We start from the raw sequence: 18,958 nt of genomic DNA, 5'->3' as shown, positions 1-18,958 counted from the left end.
AGGTGGCCCTGAGGGCAACAACCTTAAAGAGTGCTGGGTGTAGCCACTTCAAAGGCGGGGTGGATGTCGATTGTTTTGGAGGGCTGACACAACTGACGTGCGGCTTGCCTGATAGGGGAGACACAGGGGCGGCATGGCCCGGCAATAGATTTCTTGTAGGAAACCGACAAGACTTTGGGGTTTAGTTTGTTGGAAGATGCAGATTTGGATGTGACGAGACTGTGACGTCGCGCGTGTTTTGAGTGTTCCCTGTTCCCAATCAGTCGGTTTGTGACACAGTGGTCTTGGTCATCACGGGGCGGCCTTTCCCTCTCCTGAACAGACGGTGGGAACGTTCGGTGATGTTTCACAAGGCAGACCCTTGTCATCTATGCCAGGAATCCGGAGAACCCATGAACACAATGTCCACGGGCGCCGCCTCTCGGCCGGCCCTCACGCGAGGGGCGGTGAGGGGGGCCGCCGCCATCCTCACTCTCTTCCTTGTCGCGATCTTGTCGCAGTTCGCCCCCCAGGCGAGCGCTGAGCAGAACAAGAGCGTCAACGTCACCAACCTGTCTCTGACGCGGGTGGACGGTAACAACGTCGAGCAGGACGGACAGCTCAACACCTACGACCTCGCCCGTCTCAGCTTCGACTGGAGCGGTGTCGACGCCAACCTCAAGAGCGGCGACTCCTTCACGATCGGTCTGGGTGAGTACTTCACCAACCTGCAGAACAGCGAGACCCGCCCCATGACCGTCGAGTACGGCGGCAAGGATGTCGAGGTCGGTACCTGCACCCTGACCGTCAAGGACGTCACCTGCACCTTCAACTCCAAGGTTGACGAGCTCAAGGCCGCCGGCTTCCACAACTTCAAGGGTTCCGGCTCCGCCCTGGTGTCCGTCGCCAAGGCCACCGACGTGCAGTCCGTTGACTTCACCGTCAACGGTGTCACCACGACCGTCACCCTGCCCGGTGGCGGCGGCATCGGCGGCCCCAAGGAGAGCGACTGGGAGCTCACCAAGTGGGCCTCCAGCTTCTACAACAACTACAAGGAGCTGACCTGGGGTGTGAACTTCGGGACCAACCAGACCACTGGTGACAAGCTCGGCAAGACCTTCGACGGCTCCCGCCAGAGCATCGTCTTCACCGACACCCTCGGTGGCGGCATGACCTTCAACCAGGCTGACGCCACCCGCACGGTCCTCAACCTGCGTCCTGCTGACGGCAAGTCCATCCCGCTGACCAACGCCGCCGGCCAGGACTCCACCACCCAGTACGGTGACTACGACGTCAAGGCCACCTACTCCGAGGACGGCCGCACCGCCACCTACGAGGTGACCGGTCCGTTCCAGAACGGCACCAACTTCACCCTGGAGTACCCCGTCTCCTTCGTGGACGCCAACGGCAAGGCCGTCGCCGCCTCCCGAGGCACCTCCTACGAGAACACCGTGAACCTCAACGGTACGGACCTGACCAGCACCCAGAAGCAGTCCTACGTCCAGTACTTCGACATCTCGGTCCAGATGGAGCCCGGCTTCGGCAGCTTCAACGTGACCAAGGTCGTCGAGGGCGAGGCTGCCGCGAAGGCCGCCGGCTCCAGCTTCGTCGTCGACGTCGCCTACGAGCTGCCGGCCGCTGCCAGCTCCTACCCGGACTGGAAGGCTCCCGAGGGCCAGAAGGCCACCGGCGAGGGCCGCACCGGAACCTCCTCCGTCACGGTCAAGCCCGGTGAGCCGGTCACCTTCGACGGCACCTTCCCCGTGGGCACCAAGGTCACGCTCACCGAGGACACCTCCAAGGCCCAGCCCGCCGCCTCCGGCTTCAGCTGGGGCGAGCCGGTCTTCACCATTGACGGTCAGAAGACCAACACCTTCACCATCCGCGACCAGGAGATCGTCAATGTCTCTCTGACCAACACGACGACGACCACCTCGACGCCGCCGACGACCACGCAGACCCCGCCCACGGTGACCACTCCGCCGGCGACCCCGCCGACCACCACGCAGGCCCCGCCCACGGTCGACAACCCGCCGGCGACCCCGCCGACCACAACGCAGCAGCCGCCGAGCACCCCGGGTGCTCCGGTGCCGCCCACCTCCACCCCGAGGACGCCGAACGGTGGCACCCCGCCGCTGGCGCACACCGGTGCTAACGCCGTTGCGCTCGTGCTGCTCGCCGGCGCCGGCCTGGGTGGCGGTGCCCTGCTGGTGGCTCGTCGCCGCAACGCCTCCTGAACGCGGGTGACCGCTTCTCGAGCCTGAACGCTCTGTCAGCAGAGCCCATCCAGTGGCCCCTCTCCGGTTCAACCGGGGCGGGGCCACTGGCCGTCTGCGCCCTGGGGTCCCGCCCCGACGGTCCGCCTCGGTGGATCTGCCGAAAGCAGGAGAGCCCCATTCGATCGTCTCGGCCGTGGGGAGGAGGAGGCCGCCCCGCCAATCATTCTCTCGAGGGGCGCTTATCGCGTGGCTGTTTTCTAGCCTGAAGGCATGAGCGCAACAACCTCCCCCTCTTCGTCCTCACTGACCTCCTTCCTCTCCTCCCTGGAGCAGCCGCCTCCGGCCTGGGGGTACTCTGACAGCGCGGCCGCCCCGGTATCCCTGGGACTGGGGCGGGTGATCGGCCGACTGCTCAAGCAGATCATCTGGCGTCGCTGAGAACTCCGCCCCGTCCGCGCGCAGCCTCAGGCCAGCGCCGGAAGCACCCCTACCGGCCTCATCGCGCCGGTGAGCACAGAGCCGGCCGTGTGTCCACAGGCGGACATGCAAGCGCTCCACGGCCGATGCCCCTTATGCTGGCCCGCAGTGATGGCCAGCGCCGGTGGGCGGTCGGTTGACCGTGCCAGCCGATCGGCCCATCGCATGACGCAGTCGAAGTGCCCACACGCGGCACGCAACACAGCACACACAGCAAGGTGGTCATCCCGTGGCTCAGGACCTCTCACCCGCCCAGCGCACACTGACCGTCGGCGTCCTCGGCGCCGGGACCGTCGGAAGCCAGGTCATTCGCCTCCTCACCGAGCAGGCCGACGACTTCGCCGCCCGCTCCGGCGCACGTCTTGAGATCACGGGCGTCGCCGTCCGTGACGTCAACGCGCCGCGCGACTTCGCCGTCCCCCAGGACCTCCTCACCGATGACGCCACCGCCGTCGCCACCGGCAACGACCTGGTCATTGAGCTCATCGGCGGGATCGAGCCGGCCCGCACCCTCATCCTGGCTGCCTTCAAGGCCGGGGCCAGCGTCATCACCGGCAACAAGGCCCTCATCGCGGCCCACGGCCCCGAGCTCTACACCGCCGCCGCGGCCGCAGGCACCGACTTCTACTACGAGGCCGCTGTTGCCGGTGCCATCCCTGTGGTCTACGCGCTGCGCGAGTCCATGGCCGGTGACCGCGTCACCAGCGTGCTCGGTATCGTCAACGGCACCACTAACTACATCCTCGACGAGATGAGCACCAAGGGACTCTCCTTTGAGACCGCCCTGGCCACCGCCCAGGAGCTCGGCTACGCCGAGGCTGACCCCACCGCCGACGTCGACGGCCTGGACGCCGCCGCCAAGGCCGCCATCATCGCCTCCCTCGCCTTCCACACCCGCGTGGGCCTCGACGACGTCTCCGTTGAGGGCATCCGCGAGGTCACCGCCGACGACATCCGCGAGGCCCACGCCTCGGGCTGCGAGCTCAAGCTCCTCGCCATCGCCCAGCGCCGCGACGACGAGCACGCGCAAGGCGTCTCCGTGCGCGTCCACCCCGCCCTGGTCCCCAACGACCACCCGCTGGCCAGCGTTCACGGCGCCTACAACGCCGTCCTCGTCGAGGCCGAGAGCGCCGGGCGCCTCATGTTCTACGGTCAGGGAGCCGGGGGAGCCCCGACCGCCTCAGCGGTCCTGTCCGACGTCGTCGCCGCCGCCGCCCACCGGGTCCACGGCGGCCAGGCCCCCCGCGAGTCCTCCTACGCGAGCCTGCCGGTCCTCGGCCCCGAGGCCGCCGTCACCCGCTACCAGATCCAGCTGCGCTCAGACGACGCCGTCGGCTCCCTGGCCGCGATGGCCTCCGTCTTCGCCGAGAACGAGGTCTCCATCAACTCGGTGCGCCAGAGCGCCTACGTCACCTCCGACGGCAGCCACGACCAGGCCGTCGTCACCTTCGTGACCCACCCTGCCCCCGTCTTCCACCTCGACGCCGCCGTCGAGGGCCTGCGGGACTCCGACCGGGTCGCCGAGGTCGTCTCCATCCAACGCGTCGAGGGCGAGTGACATGCGCATCGTCTACGAGCGCGCGGCCGTCCGGGTCCCGGCCACGACGGCGAACATGGGGCCGGGCTTCGACTCCTTCGGCATGGCCTTCCGCTACTACGACGAGGTCTCGGTGCGGCCGATCACCGGCACCACCCGCGTCATTGTTGAGGGTGTGGGTGCCGAGACGGTCCCCACTGATGACGACAACCTCGTCGTGCAGGCGCTGCGAGCCGGTCTGGACGCCGTCGGCGCCCCACAGGCCGGCTTCGAGATGCGCTGCGTCAACCGGATCCCCCACGGCGGGGGCATGGGCTCGTCCGCCAGTGCCGCCGTGGCCGGACTCATGCTGGCGCGCGGCCTCATCGCCGAGCCCGAGGCCCTCAGCGATGACCGGATCTTCGCCCTGGCCACCGACTTCGAGGGCCACCCCGACAACGTCGCGCCCGCCGTGTTCGGAGGCGCCACTGTCGCCTGGGTCGAGCGCGGGGGACGCCCGCGCATGGCGCCCATGCCCGTGGACGCCTCCCTCGGGGTGAGCCTGCTCATCCCGCCGGCGACGACGCGCCTGTCCACCAAGGAGGCCCGTCAGGTCCTGCCGGTCTCCGTGCCGCGCGAGGACGCCCTGTTCAACACCTCCCGGGCCGCCGTGCTCATGCTGGCGCTCGCCGGACGTCCCGACCTGCTCATGGCCGGAACCGAGGACCGCCTCCACCAGGAATACCGGCGCGGAGTCCTGCCCGCCTCGATGGCCGTCATGGACTCGCTGCGCGAGCAGGGCTACCCGGCCGTCATCTCCGGCGCCGGTCCCACGGTGCTGGTCCTGTCCACCCTGGCCGACCAGACCCGCTTCGCCCTGGAGAACCACGGCTGGAGCGTGCTCAGCCCCGGAATCGACACCCGTGGGGCGGTCCTGACCTCCTGATCCGCGCGAACGGCTTCTTCATTCGCCTCCCTGATCGCGGGCGTCCTCGAGTCCGAGGACGCCCGCGATCCGCGTCGGTCTCGAATCCTTGGTGAGGTGTGCTGTCTCCTCACTTCTGAGGCATGTGAGTGTCATGACTTCTGAGACACCCGCTCGGGCGGGAACTTTGGGCAGGCTAGTGGCTCTGGAGGTGAGGCATGACGGGGTGTGGGTGTCCATGGTGCTGACATTAAAGGCGTAGCGGCGCTGCACGCCGGAGAGAAACCGCAGTATTCCAACGATGCCCGCTGGGCGCACTGACGTCGGGCCCGCTCATGTCAGCGCTGTGGACACCGGGCCGCGCAGGAGTGAGTCCGGGGTTCTTGCGGCACGGCCCGGCGCCTCCGTCACAGGTCCGCCCCTACCGCTCCCTGTCCGCCGCCTGCGCAGGGTCCCGGTGGTCATGGTTCGACTCCGGCTTCGCAGTGAGTCTCGCCTCGGGTCGGCCTGCTCCACGAGGGTCGGGATCCACTGGCCAAGGGTTGTGCGTACTGCACGAAGGTCCCACCTACCTGCAGTACCCCCGACCCTCCTCCAGTAGCATCCGACCCTCGTTCAGTGCGTCCAGGCGATGCCGGCAGCCACCGCAGTGACCGGGTCAGTCTGCTCCGGCAGGCCGAGGCAGCAGCTCTCCCATCTGGCAGACGCTTCCAAGCGGTGTCTTGAGATGTCATGACATTTGAAACTCTCAGAGGTCGTGAGGCAACACAGAATCCCCGGTGAGGCGGCAGAGCCCTGCTTCCACGTGGGACGTGCACCACATCTGGGTAGTTGAGAAATAAACTATGAGCTTCTCCAGTTCTCTCAGAACACAAGAAATCATTGAGATCCAGTGTTGAGAACAGGGAGGACGTCTGATGCAGTTCGGGATCTTCACAGTTGGAGACATCACGACCGATCCGGCTACTGGTAAGGCTCCCAGTGAGCATCAGCGCATCAAGAACACAGTCGAGATGGCGGTCCTGGCCGAGCAGGCGGGTTTGGACTTCTTCGCTACCGGGGAGCACCACAACCCACCCTTCGCGCCGTCGTCACCCACGACCCTGCTGGCCAACATCGCTGCCCGCACGGACAAGCTGCTCCTGAGCACTGCGACCACCCTCATCACGACTAATGACCCGGTGCGTCTGGCCGAGGAGTACGCCTACCTCCAGCACCTCTCCGACGGGCGCGTCGACCTCATGATGGGACGCGGCAACACCGGACCCGTCTACCCCTGGTTCGGCAAGGACATCCGCAAGGGCATCTCGCTCGCGGTGGAGAACTATGACCTGCTGCGCCGCCTGTGGCGCGAGACCAATGTGGACTGGGAGGGTGAGTTCCGCACCGCGCTGCAGGACTTCACATCCATGCCCCGCCCACTCGACGGCGTCCCGCCCTTCGTGTGGCACGCCTCCATCCGCTCGCCCCAGATCGCCGAGCAGGCCGCCTATTACGGAGACGGATACCTCCACAACAACATCTTCTGGCCCATAGACCACGTCAAGAAGATGGTCGACCTCTACCGAGAGCGCTTCGCCTTCTATGGTCATGGTCGGCCCGAGCAGGCGATCGTGGGCTTGGGCGGACAGATCTTCGCCGCCAGGAGTGAGACCGAGGCCATCGAGCGATACACCCCCTACTTCCGCAACACCTACGTCTACCAGGGGGCGTCGCTGGAAGAGATGACACAGCACACGCCTCTCGCGGTCGGCACGCCTGAGCAGATCGTGGAGAAGTACCTGACCTACCGGGACGCGATCGGCGACTACCAGCGTCAGGCCTTCAACCTGGACCTGGGCGGCGTCCCGCACAAGGAGATCATGAAGCAGATCGAGTACCTGGGTTCCGAGATCGTTCCGGCGCTGCGCGCCGAGCTGGAGTCCACCAGGCCCGAAGGGGTTCCCGACGCGCCGCTCCACCCGCGCCACCGGGCCCTGCTGGAGGGGGCCGAGCCTCCGGCTGAGGAGCCCTTCTCCCTGTCCAACGAGTTCGACCCGCTCACGGGCCGGAAGGTGAGGATCTGAGATGGCATGGGAAACCCGTGACACGACGAGTGACAGGCAGGAGATGGATGACGTGACCGCTGATACGACCGCACCCGTCGCCCCTTCCGGCGGCACCCAGTCCCTGGCCGGATCGCCGACCTATGACGCCTACGCCAATACCCAGATGGGGCGTCTGAGCCGGATCGTGGCTCTGCACGCCGGGGTCTCGGAGCCCTCGACCTCCCAGCGGCTCGCCGAGCGGCTGGCTGAGTCGACTCGCAAGGCCCTGGAGGCCGACTCCCGCCTGGCCAGCATCGAGGTCATCGGGCTCAGGCCCCTGGTCAAGGACATCGCCCTGGCCAGTGTGGGTGGGCCGGTGTCCGCCGACCTGCAGAAGGTGATCGATGCCCTGTCCGCCGCCGACGGCGTCATCCTGGTCAGCCCGGTCTTTCAGGCCTCCTACTCCGGACTGTTCAAGTCCGCCATGGATGTGCTGCCGGCCGGCACACTTGAGGGCGTCCCCGTCCTGCTGGGGGCGACGGCCGGCACTGCGCGGCACAGTCTTGTGACCGAGATGGCGCTGCGGCCGCTGGTGGTCTACATGAAGGCCCTGCCGACGCAGACCGCCGTCTTCGCGGCCAGCGAGGACTTCGGTGCGGCCTGGCAGAGGCCATCATCCTCTGAGAGGCCCGAGTCGCCCTTGAGTGAGCGCGTGGCCCGGGCGGGACGGGAGCTGGCCACGCTCATGGAGCGCTTCCCGCGCCAGGCGCCGGTTGACCCGTTGGCCGACTTCGCGCCCATGGAGGCGCTCCTCGCAGGTCGATGAGGTCGTGAGCCTGGGGGCTTGAAGGGCAAGAGTCGGCTTGGTGGTGTCCGAGTCGATCATTCCGGTGGGGCTGATCGTGTGTGCAGTCGGCCCCACCGGCGTCACGGCGACGGCGAGAAGTGTCATGGGTGGAATAATGGCTGCATCCCCGGCGTTGCTCGCCAGTGTTCCGTTAGGTGCTGCTTCTCCGGGCTGCTATGATGACGCTGTCGGCCGCACGGATCGCACCACGCCGCTGACCGCACCAGCCCCGGACCTGAGGCTCAGGTCTCAGCAGAAGCCGGCAGTGCATGACCCACCCCCGTGAATGATTCCGGGGAAGTCTCCCCAGTTGAACGTCTCCTTTGTCGGAGCGTTATCACACCGTTAGGACACTCGTGACCGAGACCTCCAGCGCCCAGCCCTCGCTTTCCACCATGCGTCTGGCCGAGCTTCAGTCGCTCGCCGGCTCCATGGGCCTCAAGGGCACCTCCCGTATGCGTAAGAGTGAGCTCGTCGCCGCCATCCGTGAGGCGCGCGGCTCCTCCGCCTCCACTCCCGACTCCCACAGCACGTCGAAGAGCTCGCCCGATGCCGGGACGAGCAACGCCGCTGACTCCTCCTCCGCCTCAGCGGCCAGTGAGCCCGCACCGGAGCAGCCCCCGGCCGCGGCCTCCGGGCGCTCCCGCCGTCGTCGCGCCACCGCGGCCTCCGGGGCCCCCGAGGAGCGCCAGTCCGCACCGGCCCTCGACCTGGGCCTCGATCTGCCCGATCGCTCCGGCTCCTCCAGCAGCGACTCGGACAGCGGCTCCGGCCGTGACGAGGAGCGCCCCGCACGCAGCCGGTGGCGTGAGCGCGCTGAGCGCTCCGAGACCACTGAGGGCGATGACCGTGACTCCTACGGGCGCTCGGAGCGGGGTGAGCGCTCCTCGCGCGACCAGTTCCGCCGTGGCCGCCGGCGTGCCCAGGCCTCCGCCGGCGCCCCCGAGAACCAGGAGCGCGCCACACGCGAGCCCCGCACCGACTCACCCGAGGACCACGCCGACGCCAAGGCCGCCCTCATGCGGGACCTGGCCGACGCCACCGGGACCTCCGTCGTCGAGCCCCAGGAGCGTTCGCGCCGGGGCCGTGACGGCAACGACGAGTCCGACGGCTACGACGAGGAGCGCGGTGGGCGCCGTCGTCGGGGCCGCAAGCGCGGACGCGACCGCTTCGACCGTGATGACCGCGACTCCGGCCGTGAGGGCCGGGACGGCTCCGCCGGGCGCGGCAACCGAAACCAGCCGCGTGAGGACGAGGTCCTCCTGCCGGTCGCCGGCATCCTGGACGTCACCGACAACCAGCACGCCTACCTGCGCACCTCCGGGTACCTGCCCGGCCCCAAGGACGTCTACGTCTCCAACCAGCTCATCAAGGACAACGGGCTGCGTGCCGGCGACGCCGTGACCGGCTGGGTCCGCGAGGGCGGAGAGTCCTCCACGCCCCACCAGGGCGGGCGCAACAACCGCCGTCAGAACCGGGCCGGCCGGGTCAAGTACAACCCCATGGTCAGCGTCGAGACCGTCAACGGCATGGACGCCGAGCGCTCCAAGCGCCGCCCCGAGTTCGCCAAGCTCACTCCCCTCTACCCTCAGGAGCAGCTGCGCCTGGAGACCACGCCCAAGGCCGTCACCCCGCGGATCATCGACCTGGTCTCGCCCATCGGCAAGGGGCAGCGCGGGCTCATCGTCTCCCCGCCCAAGGCGGGTAAGACGATCGTCCTGCAGCAGATCGCCAACGCCATCAGCGTCAACAACCCCGAGGCTCACCTCATGGTCGTGCTCGTCGACGAGCGCCCCGAAGAGGTCACCGACATGCAGCGCACGGTCAAGGGCGAGGTCATCGCCTCCACCTTCGACCGCCCCGCCTCCGACCACACGATCGTCGCCGAGCTGGCCATCGAGCGCGCCAAGCGCCTCGTGGAGCTGGGCCAGGACGTCGTCGTGCTGCTGGACTCCATCACCCGGCTCGGGCGCGCCTACAACCTGGCGGCCCCGGCCAGCGGCCGGATCCTCTCCGGCGGCGTGGACGCCTCCGCCCTCTACCCGCCCAAGCGCTTCTTCGGGGCGGCCCGCAACGTGGAGAACGGCGGCAGCCTGACCATCCTGGCCACGGCCCTGGTGGAGACCGGCTCCAAGATGGACGAGGTTATCTTCGAGGAGTTCAAGGGGACCGGAAATATGGAGCTGCGGCTGTCGCGCCAGCTGGCCGACAAGCGCATCTTCCCGGCCGTGGACGTGGCGGCCTCCGGCACCCGCCGCGAGGAGCTGCTCATCGACCCCGCCCAGCTCAAGATCATGTGGCGCCTGCGCCGCCTCTTCGCCGGGCTGGAGCAGCAGCAGGCCATCGAGCTGGTGCTCTCCAAGCTCAAGGACACCCAGTCCAACGCCGAGTTCCTCATGGTGCTGTCCAAGACCACCCCGGCCGGCACCTCCCTGGCCGACGGCGAGGACGAGTAACGCAACCGGCCAGGTGCCCGGTCTCACGCGGTAAAGCCGTTGCATGGGCCGGCGGCCGGTGGCATAGTCTGCTGCTGGCCTCCGGTTCACCCTCGCTCCCGCGTGGGACCCGGGACCCTCTGACGCTTAAGGAGAAACCTATGAAGCAGGGCATCCACCCCGACTACGTGGCCACCACGGTCACGTGCACCTGTGGCAACACCTTCGAGACCCGTTCCACCGTCACCTCCGGTGAGATCCGCGTGGACGTGTGCTCGGCCTGCCACCCGTTCTACACCGGCAAGCAGAAGATCCTCGACACCGGTGGCCGCGTCGCCCGCTTCGAGGCCCGGTACGGCAAGCGCAGCAAGTAGCCGCGTCTCACGACGCCGGCGGCCGGCTCCCAGAGTCGCCGTCGGCGTCGTTTGCATATCGCACGAGTGCCGCTGGTGCCCGTCAGCACGACTCCTAGCCAGTGAAGGAACCCGAGTCCATGAGTGAGGACTTCTCCGCCGCAGAGCCGCTCCTGGCCGAGTACGCGGACATCGAGGCCGAGATGGCCGGGCCTGCGGCCTCCGACCCCGGCGCCATGCGTCGGCTGGGGCGCCGCTATGCCGAGCTGGGCAGGGTCGTCTCCGCCTATAAGGCTTGGCAGTCGGCCAGTGCCGACCTGGCCGACGCCCGCGAGCTGGCCGCGGAGGACGAGGACTTCGCAGCGGAGGTGCCGGCACTTGAGGCCGCCGAGGCCGCTGCCGGCGAGCACCTGCGCGAGGTACTCGTGCCCCGGGATCCTGACGACTCCCGCGACGTCATCATCGAGGTCAAGGCCGGTGAGGGCGGTGAGGAGTCGGCGCTGTTCGCCTCCGACCTGGCCCGCATGTACTCCCGTTACGCCGAACGGCAGGGCTGGGCGGTGGAGGTCCTGGACGCCACCGACTCCGACCTGGGCGGTTACAAGGATGTGCGTCTGGCCATCAAGGCCCGCGGACCCGTGGAGCCCCAGGACGGGGTGTGGGCGCACCTGAAGTACGAGGGCGGTGTCCACCGTGTCCAACGCGTCCCGGTCACCGAGTCCCAGGGCCGCATCCACACCTCAGCGGCCGGCGTCCTGGTCATGCCGGAGGCCGATGACCCCGGTGAGCTCCAGATCGACGCCGCCGACCTGCGCATCGACGTCTTCCGCTCCTCGGGACCGGGGGGCCAGAGCGTCAACACCACGGACTCGGCCGTGCGCATCACGCACCTGCCCACGGGGATCGTCGTGTCCATGCAGAACGAGAAGTCCCAGCTGCAGAACAAGGAAGCGGCCATGCGAGTCCTGCGGGCCCGGCTCCTGGCCGAGCGCGCGGCCGCCGCCGCCGCCGAGGCTGCGCAGGCCCGTCGCAGTCAGGTGCGCACTGTGGACCGCTCCGAGCGCATCCGCACCTACAATTTCCCTGAGAACCGGATCGCCGACCACCGCACCGGCTTCAAGGCCTACAACCTCGACGCCGTTCTTGACGGTGACCTCGGTCCGGTGATCGCCTCGGCCATCGCCATGGACGAGGCCGAACGATTATCCCAGGTGGGTGAGGGCAGTGGTTCCTGAGTTGTGTGGCGGCGCGCCGGCGGGCGCGGTGGACCGCTACGGGCTGCGGGCGCTGGTGCGTCAGGCGGCCGGTCGGCTGGCTGCGGCCGGCGTGACCAGCCCTCAGGTCGATGCCCGCATCCTGGCCGAGCACCTGCTGGGGCGTGCCCTGCTGCTGGCCGACGGCGCCGACGGCGACTTCCCGGCCGCCTATGACGCGCTGGTGCTGCGCCGCGAGTGCCGTGAGCCCCTCCAGCACATCATCGGGCGCATGTGGCTGCGGGGCGCCGAGCTCATCAGCCGTCCCGGCGTGTTCATCGTGCGCCCGGAGACCGAGGTGGTGGCCGGGGCCGCCATTGAGGCGGCCCGTGAGGTGATGGACGGCGGCGGGGGAGTGGTCCTGACCGCCGACCTGTGCACCGGCTCGGGTGCGATCGCGGCCTGCGTCGCCAAGGAGGTGCCGGGAGCCCGGGTGGTCGCCGTTGAGATCAGCGAGACTGCGGCGTCCCTGGCCCGCGAGAACTGTGAGCGACTGGTGCCCGGTCGCGTCGAGGTGATCCACGCTGACGCCACCGACCCGCTGGTCCTCCACGACCTCAACGGGCAGGTCGACGTCGTCGTCTCCAACCCGCCCTACGTGCCGGCCGGCGCCGTGGAGGACACCGAGACGGAGCAGCACGAGCCCACGGTGGCACTCTACGGCGGGGGCCCGGACGGGCTGGAGATTCCGATTGACGTCCTGGTGCGCTCGGTCGCGCTGCTGCGCACCGGCGGGGTGCTCATCATGGAGCACGACCACGAGCAGGGGGCGCTGCTGCGTGCGGCTGCGCTCGGGGCCGGGTTCAAGCAGGCCGAGACCGGCCAGGACCTCACCGGCCGCGACCGCTACCTGCGCGCCGTGCGGTAGGTTCTTCGGTAAGCGAGGCAAAGGTGGCCGGGCCGCCTACCGTCTCGGCGGCCGACGTGGTTGGTTCTCTGGTCATCGTTCCGCGGTTCTGAGAGAATAGTTTTGTGGCGGTGAAAGTGGCGATCGACACCAAGGCGCTGTCGGAGGCATGCGCCCGGTTTGGTGTTGCGCGATTGCGTGTCTTCGGGTCAGTGCTTACCGAGCATTTTGATCCCCATACCAGCGACATCGACTTTCTTGTCGACTTCCAGACGGGCCGGGAGGATCGATTTGCGGATTTCTTCGGCCTGCAGGATGAGCTGACGAGGATCTTCGGAAGAAAGATTGACCTGGTCGTTGCTGAGTCGGTCAAGAATCCTTACTTCAATTCCTCGGTGCTGAGGGGTGCTGAGGATGTCTATGCGGCCTGAGTCCTATGCCCACGTCTGGGACGCCCTTCAGGCGGTGCGTGCTCTTCGACGGTTCACGCAGGGTGTGAGCGAGGAGGAGTACCTATCAGATCTGATGCTGAGTTCTGCTGTCGAAAGGCAGTTCGAGATCCTCGGCGAGGCACTGAATAGGGTGCGGAGATCTGATCCGCAAACAGCTGACAAAATTCCTGACATTCATCGAATCATTGGCATGCGCAACATCATCGCCCATGAGTATGGAAGTGTTGATGGTCGGCTCGTCTGGGCTGCTGCGACGACTCATGCCGTGGCGCTTGAAACGGTCTTGAGCGGGTTTCTCCAGGATGCTCAGCGACCTGAGTAACGACTGTGGGGAGAACTATCGGCAGGTGCGTGGATGGTACGGGTCTGCGGGCCGCAAAGGAGCACCTGTTCGCTGCGGACGATGAGGTCGACGCATCCGTCAGCGGGAATGATGTGGTGCCGCCACCGATCGAGCGCCAGAGCGTGCGCTGCTCAGTCGGGACCGTCTCGGAGTACACCTTTCTATCGTGGAGCCCCTAGCGACGCGAGTTCAGAGACCTGTCGAGGATTGATCGTCAGGGTGGATTCGGTGCTGTGTGTATAGGCACCTGAGGGATGTATGGACGAGGTCAGACGTTGTCGCCGTCCTTGGTCAATAGCCGATCCGCCGACTCGTGGATCACTGTCGTGGCGGCCTCCAAGAACCCAATGAGTTGATTGACCCGGCTCTCGGGCCAGCCGTCCACCAGTGCCGTCAGTTTCCGGTTGGCGGGCAGGAATATCTCGGCGAGACGATCAGCGCTCGTGGCGTGGATGGTGAAGGAACGCAGGTCCGTCTCGCTGGGGCGACGCTCAACCCAGCCATCGCGGACGAGTCGCCGCAGCACACTCGTCATTGTTGTCGTCCCCATCCGGGTGCGGCGGGCGAGGGCAGTGGGGGTCTGCGGACCGTCGCGGTGCAGGGCGTCGAGTACCGCCAGGTCGCTGTCATTGAGTCCAGTTTTCGCAGCGACAGCGCGGTTGCTGGCGGCGAGCTCGCTGTTCATGGCACGCAACGCCCGGATGAGACGCTGATCGTGAATCCCTCCGCTCAAGCGGCCCTCCTGATCTGGGTGAACATGGATGAGTGTCAGGATAGATCGATGACGAGCTTGCCGCGGACGTGACCCTTTGCCAGCTCGGTGTAGGCGGCGCGAATCTGCTCCAGTGTGAAGGAGTAGGTGTGGGCGACCTCAACCTTGATGGCGTCATCCGCCACCAGCTCTGCCACCTCCTCGAGGTCGCCGCGTCCACTGCTGTGCCGTGAGCCGGTGAACTGCGCGCCCCTGAGGATTGCTGCGGGCGAGGGAACCAGGGTGCCGATGGAACGGCCCGTCAGTCCGAGATCGCGGCCAAGCCGTACGTAGGTGCCGCCGTAGCAGTCCAGGAGCTTGGTGACGGGGGAGGGAGCCGCGTCGCGAACCCGGCTGGTCAGATTTTCGCCGTAGGTGACCGGAATGGCACCCAAGGAGCGGAGATAGTCCATATTGCGGGCGCCGGCGATTCCGATGACGGTGGCGCCTCGGCTCACGGCCAGCTGAACGGCGACCGACCCCACACCGCCCGCGGCGGCACTGATGACAATGACATCGCCCTCGTGCAGGTTCAGCTGCCCGAATGCGCCGCACGCGGTCTGTGCAGCCACACCCAGGCAGGCCGCCTGTGTGAAGGACAGCGAAGCCGGCTTCGTGATGACGTCGTCGGCGGGTGCCACCAGCTCGGTGGTGAGTGCCCCGCGGATGTCAGCCTGACCTGGCGCACTTCGCAAGGTACCCAGCACGGCATCGCCCACGGCGAGGTCGGTGACGTTCGTACCGACGGCATTAATGACGCCTGCGAAGTCGCGGGCCACGCCCCTGGGGAAGCGAGCGGATGCGCCCTCAAACCAGCGTCGAGGATGAATGATGCGTTGAACCCGTTCAAGCCCTCGCAGATCGCCCCGGAAGGTCTTGAAGTCGAGAGGGTTGAGCCCGACGGCGCGCACCGCGATGCGTACCTCTCCGTCGCCGGGTGCCTGCGGCGGGCGCTCGGCCTCCTCCAGGACCTCTGGCCCGCCGAATGTGCGGTACTCGATTGCTCGACTCATGGAAGCCTCCTCGGACTCGTTCGACAGTGAGACGCTGTGCTCACTGCACTACTACGTAGAACGTATAGTACGAAGTTCGTATTAGGTGAGCAAGGAAGTGTCCTTGGGCGGGCTCTGTGGTCCCTTCGGGGAGAGGTCGCTCAGTCGAGCGGCCGCAGCTTGCCGTTGATGCCAGGGGTGTGTCGTAGTGACTCGTTGTCCTGTGGCGGCAGGCGCTGACCCGTGTCCTTTTAGCTGTTCTGCCAGGTGGTGGTCGCCTCCATGAGCGCCATGTAGTCATCCTCCCGGGCGCTCAGGAAGACCTGCTCCCACGCGTCGACCATCGCGTCGGGCACGAGCCCGGTGATCCGCATGACCTCCGCGGTGAAGGGGATCGCGTGAATGCCTGAGGCTGTGGTGACGCCCCAATCAGTCACCACTGGCGTCTCCACGTAGTGGGCCCCACCGCGGTACCCACTGGCCCCCAGGTATGGGGCGGCGTTCGAGGTGTGGTAACGCAGCGGGGAAAGCGCAACGTGTCGGTGGCCTGGCCTAGGCTTGGCCTCACGATGAACGCGATGAACTCCCTCTTCGGCGCCCTGCCCATGCCCGGCTCCGGCGGTACGGCCACACCGCCGCCCGAGGCTGCGCTGCCCGCCCTCGTCCCCACCGCAGGCTCCTTCGACGATGACTCCTGGGCCGAGGTCGAGGCCCCGGAGGAGGACTGGGGTCCCGAGGACGCCCCACCGCCCGAGGACGAGTCCGCCGCAGCCCCCACCTGGGAGGAGCGTCAGGACGAGGTCTCCGCTCTGGTCGCCCGCGCCCAGGCCAATGCCGCCGCGGCCCGCGCCCGGGCTGACGGCGCCGCGCCCTCGGGCCGGCTCACCGGCCCGGCCTGGGGCGTCACAGTCTCAGACCCGGCCGAGCTCATCCGTGGCCTCAACCCCGCCCAGGAGGCCGCCGTCACCCACGCCGGCGCCCCCCTGCTCATCATCGCCGGCGCGGGCTCGGGCAAGACCCGGGTCCTGACCCACCGCATCGCCCACCTCATCGCCACCGGACGCGCCCGCCCCGGCGAGATCCTGGCCATCACCTTCACCAACAAGGCCGCCGCCGAGATGCGCGAACGCGTCACCGCCCTGGTCGGGCCGGCCGGCGAACGCATGTGGGTCTCCACCTTCCACTCCGCCTGTGTGCGCATCCTGCGCCGCGAGCATGAGGCCGCCGGCCTGCGCTCCACCTTCTCCATCTACGATGCCGCCGACTCCACCCGCCTCATCACCCTCATCGTGCGTGAGCTGGGCATCGACCCCAAGCGCTTCACCCCCAAGACCTTCGCCCACCGCATCTCCGACCTCAAGAACGAGCTCATCACCCCGGCCCAGTTCGCCGAGCGGGCCGTCACCTCCAACCCCCTCGAGCGCCACCTCGCCGAGGTCTACCGCGCCTACGCCCAGCGCCTGAGCGCCGCCAACGCCCTGGACTTCGACGACATCATCATGCGCACCGTCGCCCTGCTCCAGACCCGCCCAGCCGTGGCCGAGATGTACCGGCGCCGCTTCCGCCACATCCTGGTCGACGAGTACCAGGACACCAACCACGCCCAGTACGTCCTCGTGCGCGAGCTCGTCGGCGGCCCCGGCACCTCCGGGGCCGGCTCAGCCCTGCCACCGGGCGAGCTCACCGTCGTCGGCGACTCCGACCAGTCCATCTACGCCTTCCGCGGCGCCACCATCCGCAACATCGAGGAGTTCGAGGAGGACTACCCCTCGGCGCGCACCATCCTGCTGGAGCAGAACTACCGCTCCACCCAGAACATCCTCTCGGCCGCCAATGCCGTCATCTCCCGCAACAGCGGCCGGCGCGAGAAGAACCTGTGGACCGCCGCCGGCGACGGCGCCCCCATCACCGGCTACGTCGCCGACTCCGAGCACGACGAGGCCCGCTGGATCAGCCAGGAGGTCGACCGACTGGCCGACGAGCACGGCGTGCGCCCCCGTGACGTCGCGGTCTTCTACCGCACTAACGCCCAGTCCCGCGCCCTCGAAGAGGCCTTCATGCGCGCCGGCCAGCCCTACAAGGTCATCGGCGGCACCCGTTTCTACGATCGCCGCGAGATCAAGGACGCCATCGCCTACCTGCGCGCCGTCGACAACCCCGACGACGACGTCAACCTGCGCCGCATCCTCAACGTCCCCAAGCGCGGCCTGGGCGACAAGGCCGAGGGTGCCTTGGCCGAGCACGCCGCCCGCTACTCCGTCTCCTTCGGGCAAGCCGTCGCCGACGCCGCCGGAGCCCCCCGTGAGACCCAGACCGGCGAGACCGAGGAGACCGACGGGCAGGACACCTCCACCACCGGGGCCGGTGAGCCGCCCGAGGTCGAGGGCCTGACCACCCGGGCCCGCAACCAGGTGCGCGGCTTCCATGAGCTGCTCACCACCCTGCGCCACATGGTCACCGCCGGCGACGGCGTCGCCGACATCCTCGACTCCGCCCTGGACGCCTCGGGCTACCTCGCCGAGCTGCGCGCCAGCGACGACCCCCAGGACGCCACCCGCGTGGAGAACCTCGCCGAGCTCCACTCCGTGGCCAGCGACTTCCAGGCCGCCAACCCCGACGGCACCCTGGCCGACTTCCTCGAACGCGTCTCACTCGTGGCCGACTCCGACCAGCTCCCACCCAGCGCCGACCTGGAGGACGAGGACGCCCGGCAGGCCGAGGAGCAGGGCCAGATCACCCTCATGACCGTCCACACCGCCAAGGGCCTGGAGTTCCCGGTCGTCTTCGTCACCGGCATGGAGGAAGGTACCTTCCCCCACAGCCGCTCCCTGACCGAGGAGACCGAGCTCGCCGAGGAACGGCGCCTGGCCTACGTGGCCCTCACCCGCGCCCGCGAGCGCCTCTACCTCACCCGCGCCGCCGTGCGCTCGGCCTGGGGAGCCGCCAACGCCATGCCTGCCTCCCGCTTCCTCGACGACGTGCCGGATGATACCATCGACTGGAAGCGCCTGGCCTCCTCCATGGAGGCGCTGCGCGGCGGCGGCACCGGCTGGGGCAGCAGCTGGGGCGAGGGCGGCTTCGGCTCGGGTGGGCGGCGCTCAGGCTCCTCCCGGCAAGGCTCCTACTCCGACGACGATGACTTCGCCCCGCCCGTGGGCGCAGGAACCAAGCGCTCGGGCAAGCTGGGGCGCGTGGAGACCGCCCAGGACCGGGCCGCCAAGCGCGCCTCCGCCCGCCTCGAGGCCCGCGGCAAGCAGGGCGACTCCTCACCGGCCGGCGCTGCCGCCTCGGAGGATCTGCCGGCAGCCGTCGCCGGGCTGAGGGCCGGAGACCAGGTGCGCCACGACTCCTACGGGGTGGGCACCGTCGTCGGCCTGGAGGGCAAGGGACGGTCCCTGACCGCCCGCGTCGAGTTCGTCATCGACGGCGCCCCCACCACCAAGCGCCTCATCCTGCGCTACGCCCCCGTCGCCAAGATCTGACGACACCATCCGACATCAGCCCCCCGCGGTATCTGGGACAGTGCTTGAAAGTAGCGGGCC

At 68.2% G+C, this 18,958-nt stretch carries 16 protein-coding genes; 13 read left to right on the top strand and 3 right to left on the bottom strand.

What is annotated here, in order from left to right:
• The first annotated feature begins 392 nt into the window (after window positions 1–392).
• From JJJ14_RS09160 to JJJ14_RS09105, 12 genes are all read left to right on the top strand, one after another.
• Entirely contained in the window at window positions 393–2,216 is a 1,824-nt protein-coding gene (locus JJJ14_RS09160) for a DUF7926 domain-containing protein (protein ID WP_201443943.1), read from the top strand.
• Between the two features lie 252 nt (window positions 2,217–2,468).
• Window positions 2,469–2,636 (top strand): hypothetical protein, encoded by a 168-nt coding sequence (locus JJJ14_RS09155; RefSeq protein ID WP_201443942.1) that lies wholly within the window; start codon window positions 2,469–2,471, stop codon window positions 2,634–2,636.
• A gap of 268 nt (window positions 2,637–2,904) precedes the next feature.
• Window positions 2,905–4,233 carry a homoserine dehydrogenase gene (locus JJJ14_RS09150; protein WP_075378624.1) on the top strand — a complete coding sequence of 443 codons (1,329 nt, stop codon included), beginning with the start codon at window positions 2,905–2,907 and terminating at the stop codon, window positions 4,231–4,233.
• A 1-nt stretch (window position 4,234) separates the two neighbouring features.
• On the top strand, window positions 4,235–5,137 hold the full coding sequence (thrB, locus tag JJJ14_RS09145; RefSeq protein WP_009747892.1) for a homoserine kinase: 903 nt from the start codon (window positions 4,235–4,237) through the stop codon (window positions 5,135–5,137).
• An 896-nt stretch (window positions 5,138–6,033) separates the two neighbouring features.
• On the top strand, window positions 6,034–7,182 hold the full coding sequence (locus JJJ14_RS09140; RefSeq protein WP_060957550.1) for a CE1758 family FMN-dependent luciferase-like monooxygenase: 1,149 nt from the start codon (window positions 6,034–6,036) through the stop codon (window positions 7,180–7,182).
• Window position 7,183: 1 nt separating this feature from the next.
• Window positions 7,184–7,969 (top strand): CE1759 family FMN reductase, encoded by a 786-nt coding sequence (locus JJJ14_RS09135; protein WP_081386008.1) that lies wholly within the window; start codon window positions 7,184–7,186, stop codon window positions 7,967–7,969.
• A gap of 377 nt (window positions 7,970–8,346) precedes the next feature.
• Entirely contained in the window at window positions 8,347–10,446 is a 2,100-nt protein-coding gene (gene rho, locus JJJ14_RS09130) for a transcription termination factor Rho (RefSeq protein ID WP_201443941.1), read from the top strand.
• Between the two features lie 140 nt (window positions 10,447–10,586).
• A complete protein-coding gene (gene rpmE / locus JJJ14_RS09125) occupies window positions 10,587–10,799 on the top strand; it encodes a 50S ribosomal protein L31 (protein WP_003782958.1) in 213 nt (70 codons plus the stop codon).
• A 119-nt stretch (window positions 10,800–10,918) separates the two neighbouring features.
• Entirely contained in the window at window positions 10,919–12,013 is a 1,095-nt protein-coding gene (gene prfA, locus JJJ14_RS09120; protein WP_201443940.1) for a peptide chain release factor 1, read from the top strand.
• Window positions 12,003–12,899, top strand: a complete 897-nt coding sequence (gene prmC, locus JJJ14_RS09115; RefSeq protein WP_201443939.1) for a peptide chain release factor N(5)-glutamine methyltransferase — start codon at window positions 12,003–12,005, stop codon at window positions 12,897–12,899. Before prfA ends, prmC begins: the two co-directional genes overlap by 11 nt.
• A 104-nt stretch (window positions 12,900–13,003) precedes the next feature.
• The gene (locus JJJ14_RS09110) at window positions 13,004–13,309 is read left to right on the top strand and encodes a nucleotidyltransferase family protein (protein ID WP_201443938.1); all 306 of its coding nucleotides are present in this window, start codon (window positions 13,004–13,006) and stop codon (window positions 13,307–13,309) included.
• Window positions 13,299–13,652, top strand: coding sequence for a HepT-like ribonuclease domain-containing protein (locus tag JJJ14_RS09105; RefSeq protein ID WP_201443937.1), 354 nt, complete (start codon window positions 13,299–13,301; stop codon window positions 13,650–13,652). The genes JJJ14_RS09110 and JJJ14_RS09105 overlap by 11 nt, the downstream gene beginning before the upstream one ends.
• Window positions 13,653–13,941: 289 nt before the next feature.
• Here JJJ14_RS09105 and JJJ14_RS09100 read toward each other — a convergent pair whose 3' ends face one another.
• From JJJ14_RS09100 to JJJ14_RS09090, 3 genes are all read right to left on the bottom strand, one after another.
• Window positions 13,942–14,406, bottom strand: a complete 465-nt coding sequence (locus tag JJJ14_RS09100) for a MarR family winged helix-turn-helix transcriptional regulator (RefSeq protein ID WP_236592788.1) — start codon at window positions 14,404–14,406, stop codon at window positions 13,942–13,944.
• Window positions 14,407–14,441: 35 nt separating this feature from the next.
• Window positions 14,442–15,437 carry an NADP-dependent oxidoreductase gene (locus JJJ14_RS09095; RefSeq protein WP_201443936.1) on the bottom strand — a complete coding sequence of 332 codons (996 nt, stop codon included), beginning with the start codon at window positions 15,435–15,437 and terminating at the stop codon, window positions 14,442–14,444.
• A gap of 230 nt (window positions 15,438–15,667) precedes the next feature.
• Window positions 15,668–15,856 carry a UPF0182 family protein gene (locus JJJ14_RS09090; protein ID WP_236592787.1) on the bottom strand — a complete coding sequence of 63 codons (189 nt, stop codon included), beginning with the start codon at window positions 15,854–15,856 and terminating at the stop codon, window positions 15,668–15,670.
• 129 nt (window positions 15,857–15,985) lie between these two features.
• Here JJJ14_RS09090 and JJJ14_RS09085 point away from each other — a divergent pair, with 129 nt between their 5' ends.
• A complete protein-coding gene (locus JJJ14_RS09085; RefSeq protein WP_201443935.1) occupies window positions 15,986–18,898 on the top strand; it encodes a UvrD-helicase domain-containing protein in 2,913 nt (970 codons plus the stop codon).
• The last annotated feature ends 60 nt before the right edge of the window (window positions 18,899–18,958 follow it).

This window comes from Actinomyces sp. HMT 175 (genome assembly GCF_016694895.1).
GTDB classification, from domain to species: Bacteria; Actinomycetota; Actinomycetes; order Actinomycetales; family Actinomycetaceae; genus Actinomyces; species Actinomyces oris.
The sequence above is the reverse complement of the archived record's forward strand: the minus strand, read 5'-3'. Positions and strand labels throughout refer to the sequence as shown.

What these genes read in the sequence shown, in the direction of transcription:
- JJJ14_RS09160 (WP_201443943.1), top strand. Translation starts at nt 393, where the DNA reads ATGAACACAATGTCCACGGGCGCCGCCTCTCGGCCGGCCCTCACGCGA.
- JJJ14_RS09155 (WP_201443942.1), top strand. Translation starts at nt 2,469, where the DNA reads ATGAGCGCAACAACCTCCCCCTCTTCGTCCTCACTGACCTCCTTCCTC.
- thrB (WP_009747892.1), top strand. Translation starts at nt 4,235, where the DNA reads ATGCGCATCGTCTACGAGCGCGCGGCCGTCCGGGTCCCGGCCACGACG.
- JJJ14_RS09140 (WP_060957550.1), top strand. Translation starts at nt 6,034, where the DNA reads ATGCAGTTCGGGATCTTCACAGTTGGAGACATCACGACCGATCCGGCT.
- JJJ14_RS09135 (WP_081386008.1), top strand. Translation starts at nt 7,184, where the DNA reads ATGGCATGGGAAACCCGTGACACGACGAGTGACAGGCAGGAGATGGAT.
- rpmE (WP_003782958.1), top strand. Translation starts at nt 10,587, where the DNA reads ATGAAGCAGGGCATCCACCCCGACTACGTGGCCACCACGGTCACGTGC.
- prfA (WP_201443940.1), top strand. Translation starts at nt 10,919, where the DNA reads ATGAGTGAGGACTTCTCCGCCGCAGAGCCGCTCCTGGCCGAGTACGCG.
- JJJ14_RS09105 (WP_201443937.1), top strand. Translation starts at nt 13,299, where the DNA reads ATGCGGCCTGAGTCCTATGCCCACGTCTGGGACGCCCTTCAGGCGGTG.
- JJJ14_RS09095 (WP_201443936.1), bottom strand. Translation starts at nt 15,437, where the DNA reads ATGAGTCGAGCAATCGAGTACCGCACATTCGGCGGGCCAGAGGTCCTG.
- JJJ14_RS09085 (WP_201443935.1), top strand. Translation starts at nt 15,986, where the DNA reads ATGAACGCGATGAACTCCCTCTTCGGCGCCCTGCCCATGCCCGGCTCC.